This is a genomic window from Amycolatopsis sp. NPDC057786 (assembly GCF_042797905.1).
Taxonomy (GTDB): domain Bacteria; phylum Actinomycetota; class Actinomycetes; order Mycobacteriales; family Pseudonocardiaceae; genus Amycolatopsis.
Map to the genome: position 1 here is coordinate 1 of NZ_JBHVKW010000096.1, position 25,646 is coordinate 25,646.

Genomic DNA, 25,646 nt, shown 5'->3' on the forward strand with positions numbered 1-25,646 from the left:
CCTTCACTGCGTCCAGCGCAGTGAAGGGGGCCTTCACGTATCTGCTCAGCGGGAGGTCGGCCGCCACAGATCTTCGTCGAGCAGCTGCACCGAGCCCGTGTCCGACTCGTCCGACCGGCGACCGCGCGCCAAGGTGAACTCGCCGTCCGGATTGCCGCTGGCGGCCCGGCCGCGCAGCTTCGCCGGAACACCGTCGCTCCGGCCGGATGACTCCCTCCGCGCCGCCCCGTTGCGTCCGGTCGGCTGGTCACCCGAGCCGGGCCGCAGCGTGCCCGCGGTGGCCTGACCTCCGCCGCCGCCGTGTGGTGGCGTCATCGGGGGCATCCCCGTGCTCGCGGACTTGGCCCCGGTGAGACTCGCCGCGCCCGGCTGGACCTCCGACGCCAGGCTGGGGGCCCGCTTGCCGCCGACGGGCTTCGCGGCGACGGGAAGACCTCCGGCCCCGGCGGCCGCACCGATTCCGCCCAGCAGTCCCGTCGGCATGGGCGGAGCGCCGGTGCCACCCGGCAGCCCGCCGATCGGGGGAACGACGCCGGCCGTGGGCACCGTCGGCACGGAGCCGAGGCCAGCCAGCGAGAGCCCGGACGAGCCGGTGCCGGATCCGGCACCGTCCCCGGTCGTCGGCAGCTCGATGCCCGGCGATCCGCCCCCGGCGAACGAACCCGCGGTTTCGGCGAGGCTCTGGAGTTCGGTCAGCGCGGTCATCCCGGCTTCGGCGGCGGCGATGAAGTCCGCCGGGGAGTTGCCCTCGGCCGAGACGGCTTGCTGCGCGGGCAGCAGATCCGCCGGCGACTGGATTCCGGCCGCCGCGCAGACGCTGAGCATCGAGAGATCGAAGTGCCCGCCCAATTCGGTCATTTTCATGCCAGACGCCTGCTGGAGGGCGAAAGCCGCCGCCGCGCCGAACGGGGTGAGCGTGGCGATGCGGTACTCCGCGTAAAACGCAGCCACCGCGGCCGCGGTCGCCGAGACGTCGGAGGCGAGCGTCGTCAGTTTCCCCGCGGGGTCGGCCAGATCGATCCGGTCTCCCCAGAACTTGAGTTCGGCCAGGGTCCGCTGGACCTTCTCTTCGTGCTTCCGCCCGGCGTCGTCCGTCCACTCCGGAGTGAGCTCGCCGACCCGGGTGCTGATCTCCGCGGCGGTGGTGTCGATCCAGCCACGCACGTCCCGCCACATGGTCGCGGCTTCGAGCAGGGCCGGGACCTTCTTGGCTTCGGCGCGGGCCATCACATCGTGCATCTCGATGGGGAGCAGCTGGTAGGGGATCATCGATCGCTCCTCACGCTTGGGTCTGCGAACCGTCGGCCGCGGACGTGTCGGTCTTTTCCTCGGTGGATTCGGGTGCCTGGCCGATGGAGCCCGACGCCTGCTTCAGCAGGCTCAAACCCTGCTGTGCGAGCTTGATGGTCGACGTGGCGAGCGTCAGCGCGCTGGCCGCGTCCGCGGCGGTGTAGTCGGCGGCGATCGCCTTGACCGTCGCCGAATCGGTGGCCATGTCCTCGGTGATCTTGGCGAGCAGTGCCGCCATCTCGGCGGTGGCCGCCTTGTCCAGCAATGACATCGCGATGCCTTCGAACATCCCGGCGATATCAGCCGATCCCGGCCGGGCCAGTGACGCCGGCTGGGCTGGAGCGGTGAGCTTGGTGGAATACGCGCTCATCGCCGTCGTGTTGCCGTTGATCTCGCTTGCGGGCATCTGCCCCTCCTCATCGTCCCGCGTGGAACCGCGGCTCTTCCTGGTTCTTGTGCACAACCGGGTCCACTTGCCACAGTTCTTCGTCGAGCAACTGGACGCCGTCGTTCTCCGTGTCCCAATCCCTCCGTGCGCCGGGCGGGATGGCGGTGGCCGACGCCCGGTTCTTTCCCGCACGTCCCATCAGGGACACACCTGGCGTGCCACCGGGCTTCCGCTCCCTCTGCCTGCCGGTGGCCCGGTCGGCGTTCCCGGGATTCACCCCGCCGCCGCTTCCCCTCGCTCCGGCCGACTGCGGTGGATACATCGGCGGCATCGCGCCTGAGCCTGCTGTCCCGGCCGCGGACCGCGCACCCGTCCCCGCCGCGACGGGCGGCAGAGCCGTTCCGACGGCACCGGTTCCGGAAGGCGATACCGGGTTCGCCGTCGGGCCGCCCGCTCCCAGGCCGGTGCCCGGCCCGCCGGCACCACCGCCACCACCGGGTAGATCGCCGCCACCGCCTGCCAGACTCGGCATTCCCGACGGGTCACCGATCCCGGACGGCGACGTGGACGACGGATCCCACGAGGGCAGCGCACCCGTCGGATCCGGCAGCGCCGCCGGTTCGGGAACGCTCTGTCCGCCACCCGCCAGTTGCTGCAGCGATTCGAGCGCGCTGGTCAAGGCATCCAGCGCGTCCGGTGCCGCCTCCAGTGCTTCCTGCAGCGGATCCTCGGTGGGGTTCTGCGGTTGTTCGGGAGTCGCCGGGTTTTCCTGGCCGGGAGCCGGATTCGACGGCGAGACCGGGGACGCCGGGTTCTGCGTGCCCGTGCCCGCGTGGGACGGACCGGCGCCGACGCCGGGGTCGACCTCGCCCCGTGCCCCGTTCCAGGGGCGGCTGCGGGCGGCGAGCATGGCATGCCCCGTGCGCAGATACAGTATGGCCATTTCGTCGAGTTTCTCGCCTATGACCGACCTGGCCGTTTCTTCGTAGTCGGGGTCGTTGGCCGCCTTCGTCGCCTCCGAGACGAAGGTGAGCGCGCTCTGGATGATCATTCCGGTGAGCTTGTCGATGTGTTCCACGACATGGGATTCCGCGGCGGCGCGTTCCCAGGGACCCAGCGAGCCGGTGTGGGTGTCACGCAGCCACTGGACCATCCGGCGCCCGGCTTCGTCGTCCCAAAACGGTTCCAGTGCGTTTGTCGACTCCCATAGGGAACGGCTCGCGGGGTTGAGCCACCGCTGCACGGACGTCCACATCTCGCTCGCCTGTCTGAGCGCGGGATAGGTGTGCGAGATCTCGCCGAGGAGGAGTTTGCGCTGCTTGTCCAGCGAAAGATCCTTGTAGGTCATTTCGGTCTCGTCCCGGTCAGAGGCTCGGCTCGTAGGGGTTTCCGAGCAACGGGATGTCCGGAGCCGGGGCGGAAGCCGATTGCGGCCCCCGGTTCACCTTGTCGGCCAATCCCTGGATCGCCGTCGCGGCGGCTTCGCCCGCGTTCTCGTACTCGTTCGCACATCGCCGGGCGAGGTCCTCGAAGGTCTGGAATCCCTCGGCGGCCGCGGTCATGAAGGCTTTGAGCTCGCCGGTCACGAACTTGTCCGCCGCGGCCAGTGCCCTGCATTCGTTCATGAGTTCGCAGTCGGCAACCGGTTCCCGGTCGATCGTGGGCGCTGGAATGGCGTTGACCTGCTGGTGCAAATTGTTGGCGAACGTCCGAAGTGCCGGTATCCAGGCTTCGACCCTGCCACCACTCATGTTCCCTCCCTTTTCCGTGCTCGCGTCGGTCTGCTGATCAAGCCCATCACCCCGGCCTGCCCGCCGGGAGTGAGCGGCCGGTTCCGGCCAGCCGGGCTACGCACGCGGCTCGAGCCAGGCGAGCTGGACGAGTCCCTTGCCCCCGCGGCGATCGACCAGCCAGCCCCGGCCCGGCGGGAGTACCTGTGCGCGCATACCACCCAGCAGCGGACCTTCGTCCCGATCGCCCGACATCATCAGGCCGGGCGTGCCGACCTCGCGGAGGCGAGACAGGAACGGCTCGAACAGTCCGGCGCCGGCACCACCCGAGCGGCGCGTGAGCACCACGTGCAGCCCGATGTCGGAGCCCTGGGCGACCAGCGGGAGCAACGGCATCAGCGGATGCTGCTTGTGCGTGGCGACCATGTCGTAGTCGTCCACCAGTACGAAGATCTCGGGCCCCTCCCACCAGCTGCGCGCGCGCAGCTGTTCGGGCGTGACGTCCTTGCCCGGCAGGCGTTTGGTCATCGCTTCGGCGACCTCCCCGAGCAGTTCGCGGCTGTGCGCGTCGTTGGTGCCGCTGCCGAGCAGGTGATCGTCGCCGATCTCGCCGAGCAGTCCCCGCCGGTGGTCGACCACGACGATGCGGGCCTGATCGGGCCGGTAGGCGTTTTCGATCCGGCGGGCCAGCGTGCGCAGGAAGGCCGTCTTCCCGCTTTCGGTGTCCGCCAGCAGGAAGAAGTGCGGGTCGGCGCCGAAGTCGAGACGCATCGGGGACAGGTCCCGTTCGTGGATGCCGACCGCGAGTCCGGCGTCGGGGCCACTCAACTTGTCCGTGGCGGGAAGTTCCTCGTAGGAAAGCAAACCCGGCAGGAGCCGGACCGACGGGGCAGGTGGCCCCGGCCACGCGGAGCCGATCGCCTTGACCAGTTCGGCCGTGCCCTCGGCGAGGTCTTCGGTGGTGTTCCGGCCGTCCGTTCGCGGCAGGGCCAGGAGAACCTGATGCTTGCTCATCGAGATCCCCCGCCCGGGAGCGTCGGCCGGGACACTCATCGCGGCGCGCCGGTCGATGATCGAATCGATGGGATCGCCGATCTTCAGTTCCAGCCTGCTGCCGAACAGATCCCGGACGTTCATCCGGAGATCGAACGAACGGGCGGTGGCCGTCACGACGTGCACGCCGTAGGACAGCCCGCGGGCGGCGATGTCGCCGACCATGTCTTCGAGGCCCTCGAAATCCCCCCTCAGGGTTTGCCAGCCGTCGATCACCAGGAACACGTCGCCGTGGGGCTGGTCGCCGAATCGGCCCTCCGCCCGAAGCTTGCGATAGGTCGCGATGCCGTCGATCTGGTGCTCCGCGAACAGCTTTTCCCGGCTGGCCAGAACGGTGGCGACCTCGGCGATGGTCCGCCGCACCGCGCCGGTGTCCAGCCTGCCAGACACGCCCGCGACATGGGGCAGGTCGCCGATCGAGGCGAGGGTGCCGCCGCCGAAATCCAGGCAATAGAACTGGGCCTCGCGCGGGGTGTGGGTGAGGGCGAGACTGAAGATCAGTGTGCGCAGCGCGGTGCTCTTGCCGGTCCGCGGCGCGCCGAGGATCAGTACGTGCCCGGCCGCGCCGGAGAGGTCGAGGGTGAGCGGGTCGCGCCGTTGCTCGTAGGGCCGGTCGACGATCCCGAGTACCGGCCGCAGATTCGCGGCCACGTCGGACCCGCCGGGGCACAGTCCGCGCCGGGGATGGGCGATCAGGCCGGGCAGCAGCCCGTCGAGCGTCGGCGACGCGTCCAGCGGTGGCAGCCACACCTGGTGGGCAGGTGTGCCGCGGCCCTCCAGCCGGTCGACCAGGATGTCCAGCAGGGTCTCGCCGACGGCGGTGTCCGGATCCTCCGCGGGTGCCGGTTCTTCCTCGTCGGCGGCGGGTTCGGCGGCGACGTAGGTCGTCGTGTACTCGTGCAGCACCAAGTGTTCCCCGCCTATCGGCATAGCGGCCCCGCCGTCACCGCCGCGCTGGTACACCCCGGAGACGTAAGCGGAGCGGAATCGGTCCATCTGTTCGGTCCCGACCTTCAAAAAGCCATGCCCGGGAGCTCGCGGCAGTTTGAACGCGTCGGCCACGCCGAGCACCGCCCTGCTCTCCATTTCGGAGAACGTCCGCAAGCCGATCCGGTAGGACAGGTGGGTTTCCAGACCACGAAGCCTGCCTTCCTCCAACCGTTGCGAAGCGAGCAAAAGATGCACGCCGAGCGAACGACCCACCCGGCCTATTTGGACGAACATGTCGATGAAATCGGGTTTCGCGGAAAGCAGTTCGGAGAACTCGTCGCAGATCACCAGCAGGGTGGGGACCTCGGGCAATGGTGCGCCCGCCGTCCTCGCCTTCTCGTAGTCGCGCAAGGAAGAGAAGTTGCCCGCCGCGCGCAGCAGTTCCTGACGGCGGATCAGCTCGCCGTTGATCGCGTCGGTCATCCGGTCGACCAGATGCAGTTCGTCGGCGAGGTTGGTGATCACCGCGCTGGTGTGCGGCAGTGCGTCCAGCCGGGTGAAGGTGGCCCCGCCCTTGAAGTCGACCAGCGCGAAGTTCAACGAGCTCGGCGGATGGGTGATGGCCAGGCCCAGCACCAGGGTGCGCAGCAACTCCGACTTCCCGGAGCCGGTGGCCCCGATCAGCAGCCCGTGCGGGCCCATCCCGTCCTGCGCGGACTCCTTCAGGTCGAGTTCGATCGGGGACCCGTCCGGCTGGATGCCGACCTTGAGCCGCAGGCGGTCCCGGTTCGGCCTCGGTTCCCAGGTGTCGTCCGGGTCGAACCGGTACGGGTCACCCAGTTCCAGCAGCTCCGCCAGGCCGAGCTCCGAGGTCATCGGGGTGTCGCCGCGCAGTCCCGCGGTCAGGCGGAGCGGGGCGAGCTGGCGGGCCAGTCCCTCGGCCGCCACCTGGCCCAGCCGGTCCGCCTCGCCGAGTGTGGCCTCGCCGTCGATCGTCTCGCTGAGCAGTTCTCCTCCAGCGTCCACAGCCAGCACCACGGTGGTCCGGTCCAGCGCCCTCGGCGGCATGGTCGTCAGGTCCACGACGGTCACGCCTTCGACGCCGCCGCCGGTCATCAGATGGTCCGAGCCGGCCACCGAACCACCGTCGATCACCACCACCAGATGCGGGCCGGGTACTCGGCCGTCGGACTCCGGGTCGAACCTCGGCCGCTTGACCAACTCCTCCTCGAGCATGGATTCCAGCGCCGGGACGGTGGCGGCCACCAACCGCAACGGGCCGAGCAGGTCGGTGCGTTCGGGGTGCTGGGCGTGCGGCAGCCACTTGACCCAGTCCCAGTCCGCGCGGTGTTCCTCGCCGGTGCACACCGCCACCCGCAGGTCGTCCGGTGAGTGCAGAGCGGCCAGCTGCGCCAGCAACGCCCGAAGCACACCGAGTGCCGCGTCCCGGTCGCCGCGCAGGTAGACCCGGCTGAACCCGTTGACCGCGATGGCGATCGGCAGATCGCGGATGGTGGAGTAGGTGGTGAGGAACCTGCGCAACGCCAACGCGGACAGCGGTTCCAGCTCCTCGAGGGGTTTCGTGTCGGGCGCGATCAGCGTGGCGGCCGGGTTCTGCGGGCCGCGGCCGATCCGCGCGACGCCGAAATCAGCGTCGTCCTTGCGGCGTTCCCAAAGCCGGTGACTCGAAACCAGAGACCACAGCGACGACGGTTCCGGATGGAGATATTCCATCGCCGCCCGCTGACGGCGCACCGAACGCCGCAGCCGCAGCCGGTGCTGGGCGAGGTGGCGCAGATATTTGCGCCGGGCATAGGCCATCTCCCGTTTGCTCGGGCCGCCGCCTTGAAGGAATCCCATGACGACCATGCCCAGCATGGCGACACCCATCATCCCGTAGATGACGAAGCGCAGGGAACCGGTCATGCTGCCGGAGTACATCAGCAGCATCGCCGCCATCATGGCCACCATCGGCAGCACCGTGAGCACCTGCGCCCACTGCCTGCCCGGTGGGGGCGGGATCTCCGGCGGGGCCTGCAGAATCAGCTCGCCCGCCGGCATTTCCGGAGCAGGCCTGCGCATCGGTCTCTTCACCACGACTGTCGCCACCCACCCGATGGTCCGCGTCCGGGGGTTGCGGAAGGGGACGTTGGCAGGAACGTGCCGTCCGCCGGGACGGAGCCTCTTCCGGAACTAGCTTCGGTGGCACACGCATTTCACTGCAGAACAAGGAGGGGCGAAGAGTGACCGAAGTCAATATCGATTTCGCGACTGCGCGAGGTGGAATCAGTTTCGGTGACACCAGCCAGAGCGAACAGCTGAGTGGGGCCGACGCCCTCGGCAGGCAGATCAGCGACCTGGCTTCCACCGGGATGGCCGGCGCGGTCCAGTCGGCGGCGTTCAGCACCAACGAGCAGACCGGGGACGGTCACAGGCGGCTCCTCAACTGGGGTCAGCAGGCCTTGGTCGACGACCCGACGACCGCGGTGAACATCCTCAGCTACGGCCAGGACGGTGCCGAGACCTCGCTGCTCAATAGCGGTTCGCAAGTTTCGAAGATCATCGGAAACCAGGCCTGAAAGGGGTAGGAAATGATGGGAGACGGTCACTTCAAATGGGACTTCGCGGCCGGGGAAACCGGCGGCCGGACGTACCGCGATGGTGGTGACAGCATCGAAAACGCGTCCGCCGAACGACTTCAGCGGGCGCGCGCCATCGCCACCGAGGGCTGGTACGACGAAAGCGGCCAGCGATACCTCCAGGTGAACCAGCGCAGTCACAACCAGAACCTGGAAACCGCCGACGGCCACCGCGCCGTGAGCCAGGGCTGGGGCAAGGCCGGTGTCGAGTGCCAGGACGCGCTCGGCCGTGCGTGCAACGCCCTCGGGAACGCGGGCATGATGTAACCGGGAACACCGAATGCCCGGCGCTTCGCGGCGCCGGGCATTCGGCATGCGGTAGGACGGAAGCCGTCCTACCGGCCGGAGATGAGGAAGACCTGCTCCGGTGGTTCGACGGTCGGCGGTTCGACCGGCACCGCTCTGGCCCGTCCCGCTCGCCAACGGCGGCGTTTGCCGCGCGGCACCACCATGGCCATCAGCGCGGCCAAGGCGAGTGCGCCGACTGCGGCCGCGGTACCCCATTTCGCCGTTTCCGCGATGCTCTCTTCCGACGCGGTGCGATCCAGTCGTGCCTGATCCGGAGGGAGGGGGACATGGGCGGGCAGCGCGTCCGGTCCGCGGGTGTCGAGTCCGTCGGTCACGGCACGGTAGGGATCGACCAGGCCACGGCCGTAAGCCGCGCTGCCGTTCCCGCCACGCGATGGGGCCGCCGTCGCGATCAGCCGCCGGGCGACCTCGGGCGCGGACAGCCGGGGCCAGGCGGCACGCACCAGTGCCGCGGTGCCCGCCACGAATGGGGTGGCGAAACTGGTGCCGTCGACGTAGGCGTGGCCGTCCACTCTCGCGGCGGTCAGCACTTTGGCGCCGGGGGCCACGATGTCCACATAGGACCCGATCTGTGAGCCGGTCATCCTGGCACCGTTGATGTCCACCGCGCCGACCCCGAGCACGCCCTCGTAGGACGCCGGATAGGACGGGAAGGCGACCGTCGCGTCCCGCTGTCCGTTGCCCGCCGCGGCGACCACCAACGCGTCCCGGGACACCGCGTACGCGACCGCGTCCCGGATGACGGCGAAGTCGTCGAATCCGGCCAGCGAAAGGTTGATCACCTTCGCACCCTGGTCCGCGGCGTAGCGAACGCCGTTGGCGACAACCTGAGGGTCGATCCGCAGCTGCTCGCCCTGGTCACCGAGATCGCGGTCGCTCACCCGGACCGGCAGGATCTCCGCGTCCGGGGCCACCCCGCGAAAACCGATGCCGGGCAAGGAATCCGCGGCGATGATGCCGGCCACGCCCGTGCCGTGCGACACGCAGTCGAAAGCGCCGGGGTGACCACCCGAAAGGTAGAAGTCCCTTCCCGCGCGGACTTTCCCCGGCCTGCGCAGCTGGGGATGGTCGGCGTCCACCCCGGAATCGACCACCGCGACCAGGACACCGGCTCCCCGGCTGTGTGGCCAGGCTCTTTCGGGGGCGAGGACCTGCTGCGCCCAGGGTTGCGCGCGCACCTGGGCTCGGGCGGGAGCGGCATCGTGGCAGGCCCCGGCGGGCGGAGCCGCGTTCGCCACGCCCGTGCCGCCGAGCGTCTGAGGGACCGTCATGGTCAGCACGGCGACGGCAGCCGCCATCCGAAATAGTCGTCTCATCGCCGTTATGTTCCGCTCGCGGGGCACCGGTTCACGCACTCATGGCAGAAACAGGCCACCGGCGTCCCGGACCCGGTCGTCGCGGCGACACTGGACCGGAACCGATCGAGGAGGGCCGGTGGACACATCTTTGCGTCTCGGCATGTACGCCGAGTACGAGCGGATGGCCGAGGACGTCAGGGCGATGAAGAAGCGCCTGGCCGAAATCCGGGCGACCGCGGAGTCCGACGACGAATTGATCAGCATCACGATCGGTGGCACCGGCGAGGTGCACGATCTGTGGCTCGACCCCCGTATCTACCGCACACCGGATTCGGTGGCGCTGGCGCGGGCCATCGTCGAAACCTTCCAGCGAGCGGTCGTACTGGCCAAGGAGGAGGGAGTCGCCATCGCCGCGGACTACCTTCCGCCGGAGGCCACCGCCGAGACGACGGATCTGCGGCTCGACCCCTTCCTGCACGAGCTCGACCGGCAGGTCGCCGGAGACTCGCGATGACGGGCGTCGACGGAAACGGCGACGGATTCATCGACATCTATCCCGGCGAAACCCTCGGCAAGCTGGGCGAACTGAGCACCGCGAGCACGAATCTCGCGAACGGGTGGAAGAGCGCCCAGGACCGGATCAAGGCGCCGGGCGCGCTTTTCGGCGGTCCCATGGGCATCGCGTTGAAAGGCGTACTGGAGACGCCGTCGAACGAAGTGAGCGGAATCGTCGACAAGCTGCCCGGCTTCTACCAGGGCGCGGCGGATGCGGGCAAGAAAGCCGTGGGGTTCTACCTCGACGGCGAGGCCGCGGCGACCGACGCGCTGTCTTCCTGAGGAACCACGGAGACCATGAGCGGCGACGGCGACATCCGCGAGCCGGAAGGCGACCTGTGGAACGCCGTCCTCACCGACGGCGGCTACGCCAAGGACAGCCTTTGGCCGCCTGACAGCGAGCTGGCCGCTCGCGAGATGGAAAAGGCATGGAAGGACGGTGCGGCCGCGCTCAGAACGGCCGTCGGCTCCTCGAACCTCGTCGCGCAAGGCCTGCGCACCCACTGGCCCGACCCCAACGGCTATGCGTTGTACGACGGCATAACCAGGGTCAACAACGGCGACCTGCAAGGCCAAGGGGGCGTCAAGGAGGTCCCGCCCGCCATGGATGGGCTGGGAAACGCGTATGGCGGTTACGCGAAGATCCTCGAGTTCGTCAAGACCCAGATCCGGGAAACGATCTCCTACCACAGCTTCATCTACAGCCATCTGGACGATGGCGGCTCCATTCTCAATCCCGGCGGTGAGGCGGCACAGCGGTTCTTCGCGAGAGCCATCGCGAAGAACATCGCGGAGCTGGTGACGGCCGCGGCGGCGCTGATCACCGACCCGGACAGCGCACCCGCCGCCACGCCCAAGATCGCCAACCCGGGTTTCGTCGGCGGGATCTACGACGGACTGGTGAACCTGGCCAAGATGATGGGCGGCCTGATCGGCTACGCGGACGGCCCCTTCGGTGGTTCCAGCTGGAGCTTGTCGAACGCCGTGCTCGCGTGGGGTGGGATGGCCAAGCTCGGCGCGGCCGTGCAGGCGTACACCCATGGCCTCGGCTGGGTGGACCTCGCCGTCGGTCTGCCGGGGGGAGAGCGCGGCGAGCTGGGCGGGGTGCTGCTCGATTTCGGGAAGCAGTTCATCCATTACGGCGAGTGGGGCGAGGACCCGGGGCATGCCCTCGGCGGAACGCTGGTGAACGTCGCCGCCCTCGTCGGTCTGCGTGGGGCCGGATCCGCCACACGTGCCGCCGGGGCGGGCATCTCACGCGCGGGCGCTGCGGCAAGCCGGGTCTCCGGACTCGCGGGCGTGGGCAAGGTGGTTTCGGGGGCCGGGGCGCGGCTGGGCCGGGGCGGGGAGGCGCTCGTCAAGGTCCCCACGGTCACCGAATTGGCCATCAGGAACGCGCCCCACGCTCTCGAGAAGGTCCGGAGCGTCGTCAGGGGTGATCGCGGGATCAGCGCCGAGACCGCCGCGCAGGTCATCCGGAACCCGCTCGGGCCGCTGCCGGGTTCGGTCGGGGAAAGCCTGGCGAGGCACGCCGGTCCCAGCGCCGATGTCCCGGCGGCCCGGCCGCACGACACCGGAAGGAACGGCCTGCGCGACCCGGACACCGGTGTCGCCGGCCTCGGCGGTCGTCCGCTCCATCCGCCGGATCCGCCGGCGACCCCGCCGAACCAGGCACGGCCGGTCGAGCCGCCGCATTCCGGTCAACCCATCCGGAACGCCGATCCCGCCGAGGCTCCCGGACCGGGTGGCCGTCCGGATCAGCACCCCTCCACGGGGCCGGGCGACAAACCGCCTCCGCCACCGCGACAGGAATCCCCGGTGAAGGCCGGGCATCCGCCGACGAACGTGTTCGACACCGTCGGCATGCACGAGCTGGCCCACGGCAAACTGGGCGAGGCCGGCCGTGCCGGTGCGGCGGAGGCCCATGCGAGCGGAAGGTGGAAGGGCGACCCGCCGTCCGAGGTGCCTCGCGGCGTGGAACCGTCCACTCCGAACACCGGGAAGGCCGGTGACCCTTCGGGGCCGCCACCGGGCAATGCCGCCGCGTATCCGGTGCACCATGAGCGGCCCCCGGCGGCCACCGAGCGTGCCGGTGAACAAGGCAAGCAAGGACAGCAGCCCGCGAAGTCGCTCACCCCACGAGGTGGTGACAACGGCAGGACCGTTCCCCAGCACAGCAGTCACGAGGGAGGCCGTCCGCCAGGAGAGCACGCCGACGGTGACGGTCCGCGCCACGGCGACGACGGCCCTCCCGTGAACCCCCGGGACGTCCTCCGCCTGGACGACCTCGCGCGAGGGAAGCTGGGCGAGGCCGGGCATGTGGGCATCGAGGAGGCGCGGGCGAGCGGACAGTGGAAAGGCGACGGCGAACCCGGGCCGCGTCGTCCTGGGGACTCACCGGAGGAAGGCACGCCAGGCGCGCTGGACAGGACGCCGGACGAACCGCCGCCCACTGGCCCCGGCGATTCCGGTCGCGCACGATCCGACGACGGGTCGGGTCTGGCACCGGAAACCGGGGGAGGCGGTGTCGCGACCGCGGTGCGGCCGGATCCGGTCACCCCCGCGCTCCAACGCGCGGCCGAGCCGTCGCCCGCGGGCGCCCGGGCGGAGGCACCCGCGGCGCGGGCCGAGCACGCGCCGCCGGTCCACTCCACCCGGTCCTCGCCGAGCCCTGCCACCTCCCGGCTCGCCGAACAGGCCACCATTGGCGACGTGATTTCGGGCGCTCCCAAGCCTCTTCCACATCCGGAGGCGGAGCCACTGACGGTGAAGCCCGATCCGGACAAGGTGCGCTCGGGTGAAGCGGGTGGCCTCCCCCGGGTGACCGATCCGAAGCTGCCCTCCATCGGCGATCCGGTCCGCCCTCTCGCGGGCTTTCCCGCGCGGCCGGACCTGGGGACCCCGCCCGCGCCGGTGGTCGGTTTCCCGCCACCGGCGACCGTGGACTTCCCGCGTCCTCCCGGCGAGGTGCGGAATCCGCCGGGCCGGACGACGGTCCCGGTGGCACCCGTGGGCCCGGACCGCCCGGTGTACCCCGAACCGCCGCGTGTACCGGAGCGGCCGCTGGAACTTCCGGCCGTTCCGGACCGCGTGGCCGATCCGGTCTCCCCGCTGACCCCCGGCGGGCCGGAGCGCACGCCCGTGGAGATCGTGCCGCCCGCCGACCTTCCCGACGTCACCGTCCGGCCGGTCGACCCCGTTCCTGTCGAGCTGCCCCCGCTCCCGGACGAGGCAGCTCCCGTGCTGCCCTCGGCGAGTCCGCCCTGGCCCGGTACACCGGTCATCTCGCCACCGCCTCGGCCGTCCTCGGTGCCCGAGCACGCGGAGCCCGCGTGGCCGGTGGAGATCCCGCCCCGGCACCAGCCGATCGCGCCGGATCTCCCGCTCGGCCCCAGGGAAGACCAGCCGAGCGCGATCCCGCCCGAAATCCGGGAAGCGCTCACCGAAACCGAACGCGACCTCCTCGACGCACTCGCCGCCGCCGGGGTGAACATCGCGTTCATCCTGGAACGCGTCCTGACGGAGTTGACGGGGAAGCCCGGTGTCCCGAACCGGACCGGGCTCCCCGACCGGCTGGCGTCGCTGTCCGACGCGCAACGGGCGGCGTTCCGTGAGCGGCTGGAGGGAATCCTCGACGCACAGCCGGTCAGACCACGGCCCGCGACCGAGGGAAAGCCCAAGCCCGAGTACCAGATCCTGGGCTCCCCCGAGGGCCTTTGGTTCCCCTACGAGGTTTCGCTGAAGTCGGAGACGATCGCCGCCTTCGACAAGGCGGTCCGGGAACATGAAGAGCTTCTCGACCAGCTCATGTGGGCGGCAGAATTCCTGCCACCCGAGGAGATCGAGAAGCTGCTCGAAGCGATCGGTGATCTGCCACGGCTCAAAGAACTCCTGCGGAACCTGCGGGACAGCGTTCAGACCGCCCTCGTCGCAGCCTGGGAACTCGCCACGCAGGGGCCGCGGGGGATGGCGATCGACGGTGTCCGGGAACCGGTGTTCTCGGCCGAGGGCGAGCTTCTCGGCACCATCGACGTCAAGGCACGGCTCGCCGACGGAACCGAGGTGTGGGTGACGGTCAGGCGCCTCGCCGGGCCCAGTGAGAAGGACGCCGCGAACTTGCTCGACAGCGCGGCCAAGTCGATCGTGCCGTCGTCCGCCGCCGTCAAGAGGTACTTCGTTCTCAGCACGCCGGCGTCGCTCGACAGCTCCGCAGCGATCAAGCCGATCGACGGAGGCCTGCGCGCGCTCGGTTTCGACGCGGTGCTGCCCCACGGGCGGGAAAGCCGGGTACCGGACGAACTTCCCTTGCTGAACCCGTTCTTCGACCGCGGTGTCCGGCCTCGGCATCCCCAGCGTCAGGAGCCGCATCCGGCTCGGACCACCGCTCCCGCCCGCCCGGCCGATCTGCCGGACGAGCTGGTCCCGCTCTGGGAAGCGCTGGGCGTCCTGGAACAGCGGGCCCTCGCTGATCTCGCCGCGACGGTGGGGCCGAAGGCCGGCCGCTACGCCATGGCGAATTTCGTGGCCTGGCTCTCACAGGAGAAGGGGCTTTCCCGTGAAGTCTCCGCTTCGCTGTCGGAGTGGCTAGCCAGGGTTCCGCCACCGGACAACCTGCCTCCCAAATTCGTTCCGGCCTGGCACCGGATGCCCGCGGATGTGCAGCAAGCGTTCGCGAAACTGATCGAGACCAGAGGTCTGCAGGTCGCGCTGTCCGAGCTCAACAACCGGCTCGGGGAACTGACTTCGGTGCGGGGCACACCTCTCCAGCGGGTCGCGGATCTGGACGCCGCCCGGTTCGACATCCTCCGCAGGCTGTTCACCGAACTGGTCACGCCGACTTCCACCGCCGAGATGGGGCGCACGCTCTTCTTCCACGACGTCCGTCCCATCCTCGACAGGTGGCTGGTTCTGCACCAGCTCATCGACAGGCTGGGCAGGCACGGCGTCACCAACGTCGACGAATTGCACGCGGAGCTGCACCGCTACCTGAAGCCCACGTTCGAGAAGCTCACCGGGCTGGATCCGGCAGGCAAGATCGACGCCAAAGAGGTGGGCGGCAGCCCGGAGAACCTCCGAGGTTTCGAAGCCACCCTCCGCAGCGCACTCCGGCTCGCGGACCTGCGTCACACGGATCCCGAACGACTGGCACGACTCGGCCTGCCGGGGCTGAAAATCATCGCCTTGGACCACAAGATCTACCGGCCGAACGGCGAGGAATTGTCCGACATCGACATCCTCGGGGAGCTCGCCGACGGCACGAGGGTGTGGATCGAGGTCAAGCGCAGCAAACTGGACTACGGGACCACACGGTACGAGGACGATCTGGCGGTCAAGCTCCGGAACCAGCGCGGTCACCAGGACTTCACCGCCGGCCCTACGAAGCTCTTCGTGCTGTTCGCGACGAAGGTCGACGTTCCCTACGCCAAGCTGGTGATCTCGGACGGTGCCCACGCGGTCCTGCACCTCGATCCCCTGCAGAACGTCGATCTGGTCGCGGAACGCAAACCGGGGCTTCCCCTCAGATGGAATCAAGGACATCGGGATCATCTCTTCGCGACCGGTCCGGCAGACACGATGATGCCGCCGCCGTTCGCGCCCATGGGCGCTCGACGGCCGCGGCCTCCCCAGCGCCAATGGCCACACCCCGAGCGTCCACCCGTCTCGGCGCAAGCCGCCACCATGCCGGTGGCGAGGCCTCCTGAGCCGTCCCTTCCGTCAAGGCCGACGCAGGTGCCGGCCAAGGTGTGGAAGCAACTCTCCGCCGACGGTCAGGCGGGGATGGCGAAGGCGGCCGCGTCGGGACATCCGGACATCGTCCGGCTGTTGGGTGCGCACGCGGCGGAACTTGCGGGGGCGAGCAGACATCCCAAGCCGCGACGGATCCCCAAGTTGCTCGCTTCCTTGACACCTGAACAGCACCGCGATCTCGCGTCGGCGCTGGACCGCGCGGCCGCAGAGGCGGCGAAGGCCCGCCCGGCCAGGCCGGCTCCGCCACTCGTCAGCGGCTGGACGCAGATCGAAATCGGCGGTGCCGCCGTGGCCGCGCCGGGACGGCCGGGACTGGAAGGCGAGCTCGCGCGCGCCTTCTCCCAAGCCGTCAAGGACGCCGGACTGACGGTGCTCGCGGAGTACGTCCGATCGTCCATAGTGGCCGGTGACGGCGATCAGCGGTTCACGGTCGTCGCCGAAGTCGGTGATTGGCTCGGGGATCGAGCGGCGCTGTGGTCGGTATCCGCCCGGGGGCCTGCCGGGGACCCCGCGAGGAACGTCCTCCGGATCGTGCTCTCGGCACGGCTCACTCCCGGCGCCGTTCCCCGAGCGCTCGCACACGCCCTCGCCGCCGGCGCGGCCGATCTCGCCGGCGGCGGGGCCGCCACTCCGAGTTACCTCGCCCCGGAGGGAGATCTCGACGGCAGGCCGGAGCTGTCTCCCACCGACCGCGGACATCTCGCGCAGGTCGTCGTCCTCGACCGAGAGTTCCAGCGGACCGCGCTGAATCCACCGGCGCGTGCCCGCACGCGAAAGGCGATCGTGGAATTGCTGGGCCGCCTGGGTCTCGATCCGAACCAGAGCGAGAGCGACTACCGCGTGGCGGCGCTGGCGGGCGAACCCGTCAGGTGGGTGGTCCAGCGCCACCTCCCGCCCAAGGTGACGGACGGCTACCTCGCGACGAAGACCCACGCGGCCACCGGCCTCTACACGAGCGTCCTTCCGTCGGTGATCTCAGCGGGAGTCTTCATGATGATGGGCTCCGGGGGAGGTGGTGTCGCCTGGGCGGTTTTCGGTCTGGTCAACGCTCTGCTCGGTGCGGGGATGGCCCGGAAATGGGAGATCGCCAAGGACGAACAGGTCGCCAAGGGGCGGGTGTACGACGCCACGGCGCGCAGGATCGACGCCGGGGCCGCGTCGGCCGAACAGGTACGTGGTCACTTGGACCAGCTCGGCGTGCCTGCCCACCACGGGCCGACCGCGCCCTCCGATGGACAGGCGGGCCTCGCACGGCTGGGACCGCGGCCCGATCTCGCCCAGAGCCTGGGGAAGCACGTCCGGCGGTTCGCCCTGCCGCCGTTGACCGGTGCGGGCGTCGGGATCGGCGTGGGCATCCCCCTCGGACTCACGGGGGCGTCCGTGCTCAGCATCATCGCTCTCGCGGGGGTCGCCGCGCTCTTGCAGCCCTTCGCCGAACGGCGGCGAACGCAGATCCAGAAGGGAGAAGAGCTCAGGAAGATCGATGACAACGCCAGGGAACTGGACCACCTGCTGGCCACCTACGACGTCCAGGTCTATGTGGACCTGGCGAAGCGCCTCGGTCTCGACCCCGGCCCGAAACCGAAGAGCCTCAGTCTCGCGCACCGCGACCCGAAGCCACTCGGGCTGGGGAAAGCGGCCAACACTCCGGATATCCTGCCCTACTTCAGTGAGATCGTCAGGCGGACGTTCCGGGGCACCTCCGCGGGGACGCTCGACCAGAGCGCTTTCCTCGCGCGGCATCTGACCCTCTTCGAGTCCATGTTCGCCTACGGCGCCGGCCGCAGTCTCGCCACCCTGTTCATCGCGGTCTGGCAGCTGAACAAACTCGACCAGACCGAACTGGAGTACACCGTCGCCAGGCGGACCTTCGACGAGCGGCAATTGCGCTACCTCGCGAGTCCACAAGTGTCGAAGGAACGCGAAGGGATCCTGAAGCTGGCCGAGGCGGCGGTCGGGCCCCGGCCCGGCTTCTGGGCGCGATTGCGTGACGCGGCGATTCTCTTCGGGTCGCCGAAGCCGCCGCAGGAGGCGGAGCCGGGATCGGTGTCCACATCGGACGAAGCGGTGACCCGCCCCGGATTCGCTTCGAAAGCCGAGTTCATGAAGGCTTACACGAGGGTTTCGGCGATCGGCGCCGCGGCCACCGTCGGGGCCGTCGAGCTGTCCGGTGCGAGTCCGGCCCTCGCGGTCGCCGCCGTCGCGGTCGCGGCCGCCGGGCCGGTGATCGGCTGGCGCAAATGGTGGCACCGGAAGGCCGAACTTGAAGCGAGCGACAAGAACATCGCCGCGACCAACCAGCAGAAGGCGGACAAGAGGGCCGCGGAGCAGGCGGAGACGGAGCGGTTCGTCGCCGCTCAGGTGACGATGTCCGCCGAGGCGGTCGCCGCGGAGGCGCGACGGGCCGACAGGCCCGCGGTGCTCGGCGTGGCCCCGAAGGCGTTCGACGCCATGCGGCAGGTCGCGGCGTTCATGGCGGCCCGGCCGCCGGAAAAGCCGCCCGCGCGCCTTCAGTATCTGAAACCGCTGGAGATCGCCGATTACCTGTGGCCGGACCTGGACTGGGCGACTCCGTACGAGGCAGCACTCCTCGAAGCGCAGCGCTCCATCGCGGCGGAGGCCACCCGGCTCGACACGCAGAAGAGCTGGGGCGACTACGAGACGATCGGTGCGCGGCGACTGGCCGTCGCCGAGCTCGCCCGGCTCGCCGCCCGAGTGGTCATGCTGCTGGAGGATTATCGCCGGAGTGGCAACCGGGAACTGGTCGCGGTGGGGAACGCGAAGCTGAACAACGCCATCGTGAGTTACCAGCGGCTGAGCTCGGCGGACTGGGCGAAGGCAACTCAGGAATCCGCCCCGGACTGGCCGTCCGACCCCGGTAAGGCCGGCGCCGGGCGGGACCTTCCCGCACCGTGGAGTTCGCCGCCGATACTGAACACACTGGACTGGCCTGCTAGTACCGGATGGGGGACCGTGCCCCGGGGCGCGGGCAGCTGGTTGCCGAAGTGGCGGAACCGCACCGCGGCACCGGCGGCGTCGTCACACGAGGACTTCTCGAACCTGGCCAAGGCGACGCCGCTCGCCTCGTCGCCGTCGATCCACGACGGCTCCGTGCGACGGGCCGACGCGGAACGACTCATCGCGGCGGAGTTCCCCGAACTGACCAAGACGAATCCGAACGCCCACCTGTCCGACGCCGAGCGACACGGCTACCGGACGAACTGCACCAGGGCGGTCGTCGCCTTCGTGCTTCGCCTGCGCGGTGAAGACGTGACGGCCGGTCCGGTCCTGCCGGAGGAAGCCACGTCGCTGGCGTATGTCTCGGACCGCCTCGGAGGTGTGTGGGAGACCGGTCATGGCGTGAGCTACGACCGTGTCATCGCCGCGATGAACTCCCGCCCGGCCGGTGCGATGGCGGTCATCGACATCGTCCACACCGGACAAGACGGACTGGCACGCGAGCACGTCGCACTGGTGGTCCGGCGGCCATACGGGGTCGTGTTCCTCGACCCGCAGACGGGCTGGCTGCTGAAGCTTCCCGAGCGGCCGGTCGCCCTCGCTCTCCTGCCGTTCACCGACGTCCCCTTCGAAAGCGCGGCGAAGGCCTTGAGCGGACTGAACTCCCGGCGGCTCGCGGCGCTGGGCTTGCCTGGCCTGAAGATCGAGAAGACCGTGGAGATCGTGGCGGGTCTCGACCTGCACGGGCGGCTCGCCGACGGGACCGAGGTCCGGGTCTTCGCCAGAGGTGCCGTCGCGCCGGACTCTCGCCCCTTCGCCCGCGGGGCCGTCCCACCCGGTGGCAAGGTGGTGTACCTCTACGTTGGGGTGGGAGGGAAACCGGCGGACGGGTTTCTCGAGGCCGGAGCGGACTTGGTCCTGAGCTACGACGGGAGCTCGGATTTCGAGGTGATCGCGGACGCCGATCCGGCGCCGCCGGGTGCTCCGGCGCGATACGGTCCGTTCCATCGGCTGGAAAGCACGAGCCAGAACGCCGGCGTGGCCGGAATGCAGTCGGAGTCCCGCGAGATCTGGGGCAGGGCACCCGTCTACGGGGACAGTGCGCCAGTGGTGCAGGCCTACCGCGGCCCGTTGCCGGAAGGCCGCAGGGGAGTCGAATTCTGGACCGACATCAAGCCCAAATGGCACGGCACCAATGTCGCGATGCGGGCCTGGTATCCGACGCAGGGAGTCCGGGTCGAGGACGACTTCGCCAAACTCGAAGTCGTGGTCACCAAGAACACGCAGACGGAGGAGTGATCGTGCACGCTGGTGAGGCGATCGCGAGGGCACAGACGTGGCTGCGCTTCGGCACGTCCGTGGATCTGACGACGGGGGAGCACGCGGTCCGGATCGAGCACGATCGGGTGCGCGAGGTTCCGGACGGCTGGCTGGTGCCCTACAACACGATTCGCGCGCTGGACGGAGGGGACCGGCTCGCCTCGCTCGTGCCGAGACCGGTGCTGCTTGTGCGGGAGAACGGGGAGTTGCGCCGTCCGGATCCCGATCCGGACGGTCTCGGACCGAGCGTCCCGGTCCCCTTCGCCGGACAGGAGGACTGGCGGGAGATCCTGGAACCCGAGTTCGCGCGCAGCGGAGTGGCCTATCTCGGTGTGCCGGAGAGTGCCGTACTGGGCTGGCGGAAGCACGATCCGGCGGGCGGGCCGACGGAGGAGATCCGGGTCAATCCCGGCTACCGGCCCGGTCCCGAGCGACTCGGGCATCCAGTCATGGAGACCCCGCTCGAACAACTCCTCGGCTGCCTTGAGACCCGTCGCTTCAGCCGTGAGCGTTACCTCGCCGGCCTGCTCACCGCGACGGTCCACATCCCGGTGGACCCGTGGACGGAACGACCGCTTTCCTCGCAGTGGCGAGAGAATCCGCGGACTTTGGCGGTGTTCAGTTCCAGCAGGCGGCTCCCGGCGGGGACGGTGAAATGGGTGCGGATGGACGTGCTGTCGTTCGCCGCCGAGTTCCCCGGGACCGGCCTGTCCATCAACCCGGGCTCGGTACCTTCGGACTCCGTCACCGTCGAGGAGCTCACGTGGGCGCGAGCGCGGTGGCCGGTCCTGCGCGCGATCACGAGGGTCGTGGAAGTCCCGGCCGAGTACTCGGAGCCGGTGGTGGTCATGATCGAAGAGATCCGTGCGGGGCCGGAAGGGATCGACCCGTCCGTCGAACTCCGTGACGCGGCGGGAAAGGCCAGAACGGCCGGATTCGAACTGTCAGTCGAGGACTGTCAGCGATTCGTGCTCGGCCGGGTGTGGGAACAGCGCAACGGGGTGGAGTCCGGCGGGGTCGCCTCCCCGGACGACGACATCGATGGCCAGTTCTGGCCAGAAGACCTCGGCGCGAACGGTCTCGTGGCCGGATACGACGCCGCGGGCCGGGTCCGGCCCCACGTGTCGTCCTCCGGCAAGTTCTTCCGCCAGGACACCACCGGAGTCCGGTTCGCCTGGCATCGTGTCGCGGGCGCGTTCGCCGGATTCGCCATGGGGGAGGCGTTGGGCTCGGCCGTGGACTCGGCGACCTGGCCCGAGATCAAGACGAGGTTCGGCGAGGAAGGCATCGCCGAACCGGCCTCCGATGGACGGCTCGGCCCGCTGACCCGTCGACTGCTCTTCCACACCGAAGGGTTGCTGCGTGCCTTGCCGGCGCGATTCGGCGAAGCCGCCCCCGGCGGGCTGATGGCGCTCGGCGCGCTGTTTTCGCGGCCGGGCCGGGACCTCCCGAAAGGATGGCTCTCCCGCGTTCCGGAACTCCGTGACGGCCTGATGGAACCGTCTCCGGCAGGCAACGACGTCGCCTTTCTGGTGCTGGGAATGGTGGCGGCCCTCTGCGGCGGTGGTCCTGAATCCGACGCCACGTCCGCCGCGCGGGTCGGGAGGCTGCTCGCGACGGGTGCCGGTGCCGACGGCCCCACCGCGGAGGCCGCCGGTGTGCTGGCCGAGCTGTTCACCGGGCTGTTCGACGCCGACGCGTCGCCGCCCCAGATCGTCTGTCACCGGGTGGCCGAGCGCGAAGATGGGCGTGGCACGGCGGTGGCCGCTCTCGCCGCCGCGGTGCGTGCGCGGGCCGAGCAGATCCGTCCCGATCCCGAGGAGCTGGACGGCTTCGGAACCGGTGACACCGCCGTCGACGCACTGGGTCGTGCCATGACCGCGGTGTCGCGGCGGTTCTTCGACCCTCGCTGGGCGATGCGGGCCGCCGTCAACCACTCCGGGCGCAGTGCGATCACCGGGGCGATCGCCGGCGCGGCAGTGGGGGCATGGGCCGGATTTCCCGGCCTGCCCCAGGAGTGGCTCGCCGGGATGGGATCACCAGGCCTGGTGGAAACCGTCGCAGGCGACGCGTTCTGGCACTTCTCGGCCCGGTCTCCGGCGGAGGACGAGCGTTACGCCGACGAGTGGGCAAGGCGGTATCCGCGGATCTGGCCGACGGCTTCCGGGACGGATCAGGGCACTCAGCCCTGATCCGGCATACCGTAGTGGTGCAGGATGGCGGTCATTTGCTCGTACGGAGGGCGCTGTCCGCCGTCAAGCCTGCACCACGCGGCCTCATGGCCGACACCGCCGAGGATCACCACCTTCGCGACCGGTGTCCGTTCAGCGTGTGCTACACCGTTCCTCGCGACCAGCTCGTGTCCGATGAGGACACCGTAAGGCAGCGCGGGCGGGGTCGGGCCGCTGACCCGTAAGCCGTCCGGCCTGCCGGGATGAGCGGCGACCACCATCATCCGGGCGAAACCCGCGGCTTCGTTGGCGAGCGCCTCAACGGCGTCCCGCGGAACCGTTCCCGCAGGCGGACCGCTGAGCTCGACCTCCTCCTGCACACCGGCTTCCACCTTCCGCGTGCGCAACCGTCCCACCACACCGGGGCCGGTCACGATCACTTCCGTCGGGGCGGGCAGCCGGTCACGGCAGAGTTTCGTGAGCGTCGCGGCAGACCACGGCTCGGTGACCGGTTCGGCGGGGCCCCAGCCCGCTGGTTCGCCATTGCCGAGCGCCGACGTCACGGTTTCGATCGCCCGGCCGAGCCGGAGCGTCGCACCGTCGCCGTGCAGGGTGGTGATCCGCACCTCCAGCGAGCCCGAGCCGGGTATCGGTTCCACCGGTGCCGCCGCCGTGGCACCCGGTTCGTGTGCGAACCGGGTGCCGTTCCAGTGCAGGGGGAATCCGCGCGTCCCGTCGCGATGGCCACCACGGGAGTCCCGGACCACCCATTCACACCGTCCCTCGCCGAGAAGTAGTTCGAGTGGATACGTGAGACCGCTGTGTTCGGAGGTGACCACCTGGAGCAGCCGGCGGCTCGCAGCCGCTGCCCCTGCGGCGGCGACGAGCCGGGGAGAAGCCGAGACGACGGGCCGGAACTGTTCGACGACGATGGCCTCCGCCGTCTCGATGTCGGCGGCGGGAGTGCCGGTCAGCGATTCGACCACGACAGTCCTCCTGTTCTGTCGACAAGCGCCCCGATAAAGGCCCTGGCGACGACTTCCGCTTCCGGATCGTCGTCACGTGCACGGCATTCCACCCACCACAGCGGATGCGGAACCTCGATCCCGGCGTCGAGGCCGAGCAGACGTCGCGCTTCACCGGCGACCCGGACGAGCCGGATGTCCTCGATGACCACCAGCGGCCGCCCGTCGGGATGATGCAGTTGCGTGACACTGTCTTCCGCCTGCTCCGCCACCAGCAGCTCCGGGCCCGCCACCAGCAAGGCCTCGATGGTCTCCTCCGCGCCGGGTTCGTCCCGGCAGAGGCCGATGATGTCGAAGGTCATGTCCCTCCTCAGTTCGGGCTGACCGGGAACCGCAGTTCGAAGATCGCGCCGCCCTCGTCCGCGTTGTACACCGCGAGTGTGCCGCCGTGCGCCTGCGCGACCCATCGCACGATCGACAGCCCCAGCCCGGAAGACCCGCCGGTGCTGGCGAACCGGTCGAACGCCTCACCCGCGAGAGCGGTGTCGATACCCGGGCCGTGGTCCGCGACGGTCACGGTGCCGCCGGCGACGGTCAGGTGCACGAACGCCTTCGAGCCGGGGTGGCGGCCGTAGCGCATGGCGTTGTCGAGGAGGTTGCCGATCGCCCGTTGCAGCAGCGCGGGATCGGCGTTGACCTTGGTGGGCGCGGCGGTGACGGTGACTTCGGCGTTTTCGGTCGCGGTGTCCTCGACGATGCCGACCACCAGCTGATCGAGCCAGATCGGCTGGATGCTCAGCTGTTCCACCCCGGCGGCGAGGCGGGCGCGGACGAGGAGGTCGTCGATGATCCCGCCCATTCTCGCGGCGAGCCGGACGGTGCGCGGCAGGAGTTCCGCCGACTGCGCGGGGTTGGCCATCGCGGTTTCGGCGAGCGCGCGCAGGGCGGCGACAGGGGTGCGGAGGTCGTGCGCGGTTTCAGCGAGCAGGACCTCCTGCTGCTGCAAGGCCGCGGCCGCGGGGCGGATCGAGCGGCCGGACAGCAGGTGGCCCGCGAAACCCAGTACCGCGACCAGCAGCACCGTGCCGCCGATCACCAGCAGCGTGAAGTGCGTGTGCGCGGCGTCTTCGGCCTCGGTGGACTGCACCGCGACGACGGCCGCGAACGTCTTGCCGTCGCCGTCGCGCAGCGGTTCGGCGCGGACCTTGACCATGGCGCCGTCGGCGGCCTTTTGATGCCCCTGCACCAGCTTGCCGGTCTTCACCGCCTCGGTCGCGAGGCCGTTCAACAGCTGCATGCTCATCGGGACGCAGTTCGCCCGCGAAAAGTGCGGCTGGAACGCGGGCGCCCCGCCGGGCAGGATCGCGAACTGGGGGCAGCGGTCGTTCAGCACATCGGTGTTGACCAGACCGAAGCCGACGGTGCCGCCGTCGTAGGCGACCAGCCTGCTGACCGAAGACGTGACCTGGGTCAGCGCGGCGTCGACCCGTTCTTCGCCCTGGTCACCGTCCTCGGTGATGAGCAGCCACGCGAAGACGACCAGCCCGAGGGTGTTCATCACGGTGAACAACGCGGTCAGCGTCCAGCGCAGTTTGCGCAGCCGATCGGCCGAGGAGTGGGTGTTCACCGCGAGCCCAGCCGGTAGCCGAGGCCTCGGACGGCGTGGATCAGTTCGGGTTCCTTCAGCTTGCGGCGCAACCGCTTCACCACCACATCGACCACATTGGACATCGGATCGGCCTGCGCGTCCCAGCAGTGCTCGATCAGGTCGGCCCGCTGCACCGGCAGGCCCGCCCTGGTCAGCAGGTACTCGAGCACCGCGTACTCCTTGTTGGTCAAGGTGAGCAGCACGCCCGCCCGGCGCACCTCGCGCCGCGCGCAGTCCATCACCAGGTCTTCGTGGTGCAGCACCGAGGGGCGGTCGAACGCCGACCGGTGACAAAGGTTGGCGACCCGCTCGGTCAGCTCGGCCATCACGAACGGCTTCACGAGGTAGTCGTCACCGCCGTGCTCGAACCCGGCCACGCGGTCGGCGAGCGCGTCGCGGGCGGTGAGGAACAGCACCGGCGCCCGCCAGCCCAGCTGCCGTCGCATGTGGACGTATTCGATGGCGTCGCCGTCCGGCAGCATCCGGTCCAGCACCACGCAGTCGTGGTGGGTTCCGCGCAGCAGCCGGTCCGCGGCCGCGATGTCACCGGCCTCGTCGACGGCGTAGCCGGCCGCGCGGAGCTGCGTGACCAGCGCGAGCCGCAGATTCTCGTCGTCTTCGACGACCATCACCCGTGTCATCAA

At 69.9% G+C, this 25,646-nt stretch carries 16 protein-coding genes; 6 read left to right on the plus strand and 10 right to left on the minus strand.

Going from position 1 to position 25,646, the window contains the following annotated elements; genetic code table 11:
* Positions 1-45: 45 nt before the first annotated feature.
* The 5 genes from ACFVM3_RS33665 to eccCa form a co-directional block, all read right to left on the minus strand.
* Entirely contained in the window at positions 46-1,269 is a 1,224-nt protein-coding gene (locus ACFVM3_RS33665) for a hypothetical protein (protein WP_378443949.1), read from the minus strand.
* 10 nt (positions 1,270-1,279) lie between these two features.
* Entirely contained in the window at positions 1,280-1,696 is a 417-nt protein-coding gene (locus ACFVM3_RS33670; protein WP_378443950.1) for a hypothetical protein, read from the minus strand.
* A 10-nt stretch (positions 1,697-1,706) separates the two neighbouring features.
* A complete protein-coding gene (locus ACFVM3_RS33675; protein WP_378443951.1) occupies positions 1,707-3,026 on the minus strand; it encodes a hypothetical protein in 1,320 nt (439 codons plus the stop codon).
* A gap of 16 nt (positions 3,027-3,042) precedes the next feature.
* Positions 3,043-3,429 (minus strand): hypothetical protein, encoded by a 387-nt coding sequence (locus ACFVM3_RS33680; RefSeq protein WP_378443952.1) that lies wholly within the window; start codon positions 3,427-3,429, stop codon positions 3,043-3,045.
* 96 nt (positions 3,430-3,525) lie between these two features.
* A complete protein-coding gene (gene eccCa, locus ACFVM3_RS33685) occupies positions 3,526-7,500 on the minus strand; it encodes a type VII secretion protein EccCa (RefSeq protein ID WP_378443953.1) in 3,975 nt (1,324 codons plus the stop codon).
* 134 nt (positions 7,501-7,634) lie between these two features.
* On the opposite strand from eccCa, the gene ACFVM3_RS33690 reads away from it, so the two are divergent.
* Positions 7,635-7,970 carry a hypothetical protein gene (locus ACFVM3_RS33690; protein ID WP_378443954.1) on the plus strand — a complete coding sequence of 112 codons (336 nt, stop codon included), beginning with the start codon at positions 7,635-7,637 and terminating at the stop codon, positions 7,968-7,970.
* 12 nt (positions 7,971-7,982) lie between these two features.
* On the plus strand, positions 7,983-8,297 hold the full coding sequence (locus ACFVM3_RS33695; RefSeq protein ID WP_378443955.1) for a hypothetical protein: 315 nt from the start codon (positions 7,983-7,985) through the stop codon (positions 8,295-8,297).
* A 68-nt stretch (positions 8,298-8,365) separates the two neighbouring features.
* Here the strand turns inward: ACFVM3_RS33695 and mycP are convergent, their stop codons facing one another.
* Entirely contained in the window at positions 8,366-9,655 is a 1,290-nt protein-coding gene (gene mycP / locus ACFVM3_RS33700; RefSeq protein WP_378443956.1) for a type VII secretion-associated serine protease mycosin, read from the minus strand.
* Between the two features lie 118 nt (positions 9,656-9,773).
* On the opposite strand from mycP, the gene ACFVM3_RS33705 reads away from it, so the two are divergent.
* The 4 genes from ACFVM3_RS33705 to ACFVM3_RS33720 are packed head-to-tail and all read left to right on the plus strand — an operon-like array spanning position 9,774 to position 22,410.
* Positions 9,774-10,151 carry a YbaB/EbfC family nucleoid-associated protein gene (locus tag ACFVM3_RS33705; RefSeq protein WP_378443957.1) on the plus strand — a complete coding sequence of 126 codons (378 nt, stop codon included), beginning with the start codon at positions 9,774-9,776 and terminating at the stop codon, positions 10,149-10,151.
* Positions 10,148-10,474 (plus strand): hypothetical protein, encoded by a 327-nt coding sequence (locus ACFVM3_RS33710; RefSeq protein ID WP_378443958.1) that lies wholly within the window; start codon positions 10,148-10,150, stop codon positions 10,472-10,474. Before ACFVM3_RS33705 ends, ACFVM3_RS33710 begins: the two co-directional genes overlap by 4 nt.
* 15 nt (positions 10,475-10,489) lie before the next feature.
* Positions 10,490-20,197 carry a toxin glutamine deamidase domain-containing protein gene (locus ACFVM3_RS33715; RefSeq protein WP_378443959.1) on the plus strand — a complete coding sequence of 3,236 codons (9,708 nt, stop codon included), beginning with the start codon at positions 10,490-10,492 and terminating at the stop codon, positions 20,195-20,197.
* A 2-nt stretch (positions 20,198-20,199) separates the two neighbouring features.
* Positions 20,200-22,410, plus strand: coding sequence for a YrhB domain-containing protein (locus tag ACFVM3_RS33720; RefSeq protein ID WP_378443960.1), 2,211 nt, complete (start codon positions 20,200-20,202; stop codon positions 22,408-22,410).
* Here the strand turns inward: ACFVM3_RS33720 and ACFVM3_RS33725 are convergent.
* From ACFVM3_RS33725 to ACFVM3_RS33740, 4 genes are read right to left on the minus strand one after another with little or no spacing between them, the layout of a single operon-like run.
* Positions 22,401-23,375 (minus strand): DUF6177 family protein, encoded by a 975-nt coding sequence (locus ACFVM3_RS33725; RefSeq protein ID WP_378443961.1) that lies wholly within the window; start codon positions 23,373-23,375, stop codon positions 22,401-22,403. The two genes, ACFVM3_RS33720 and ACFVM3_RS33725, sit on opposite strands and share 10 nt — an antisense overlap.
* The gene (locus ACFVM3_RS33730; protein WP_378443962.1) at positions 23,360-23,716 is read right to left on the minus strand and encodes a hypothetical protein; all 357 of its coding nucleotides are present in this window, start codon (positions 23,714-23,716) and stop codon (positions 23,360-23,362) included. Before ACFVM3_RS33730 ends, ACFVM3_RS33725 begins: the two co-directional genes overlap by 16 nt.
* An 8-nt stretch (positions 23,717-23,724) precedes the next feature.
* The gene (locus ACFVM3_RS33735; protein WP_378443963.1) at positions 23,725-24,981 is read right to left on the minus strand and encodes a sensor histidine kinase; all 1,257 of its coding nucleotides are present in this window, start codon (positions 24,979-24,981) and stop codon (positions 23,725-23,727) included.
* Positions 24,978-25,643, minus strand: a complete 666-nt coding sequence (locus ACFVM3_RS33740; RefSeq protein WP_378443964.1) for a response regulator transcription factor — start codon at positions 25,641-25,643, stop codon at positions 24,978-24,980. The genes ACFVM3_RS33735 and ACFVM3_RS33740 overlap by 4 nt, the downstream gene beginning before the upstream one ends.
* Positions 25,644-25,646: the final 3 nt, after the last annotated feature.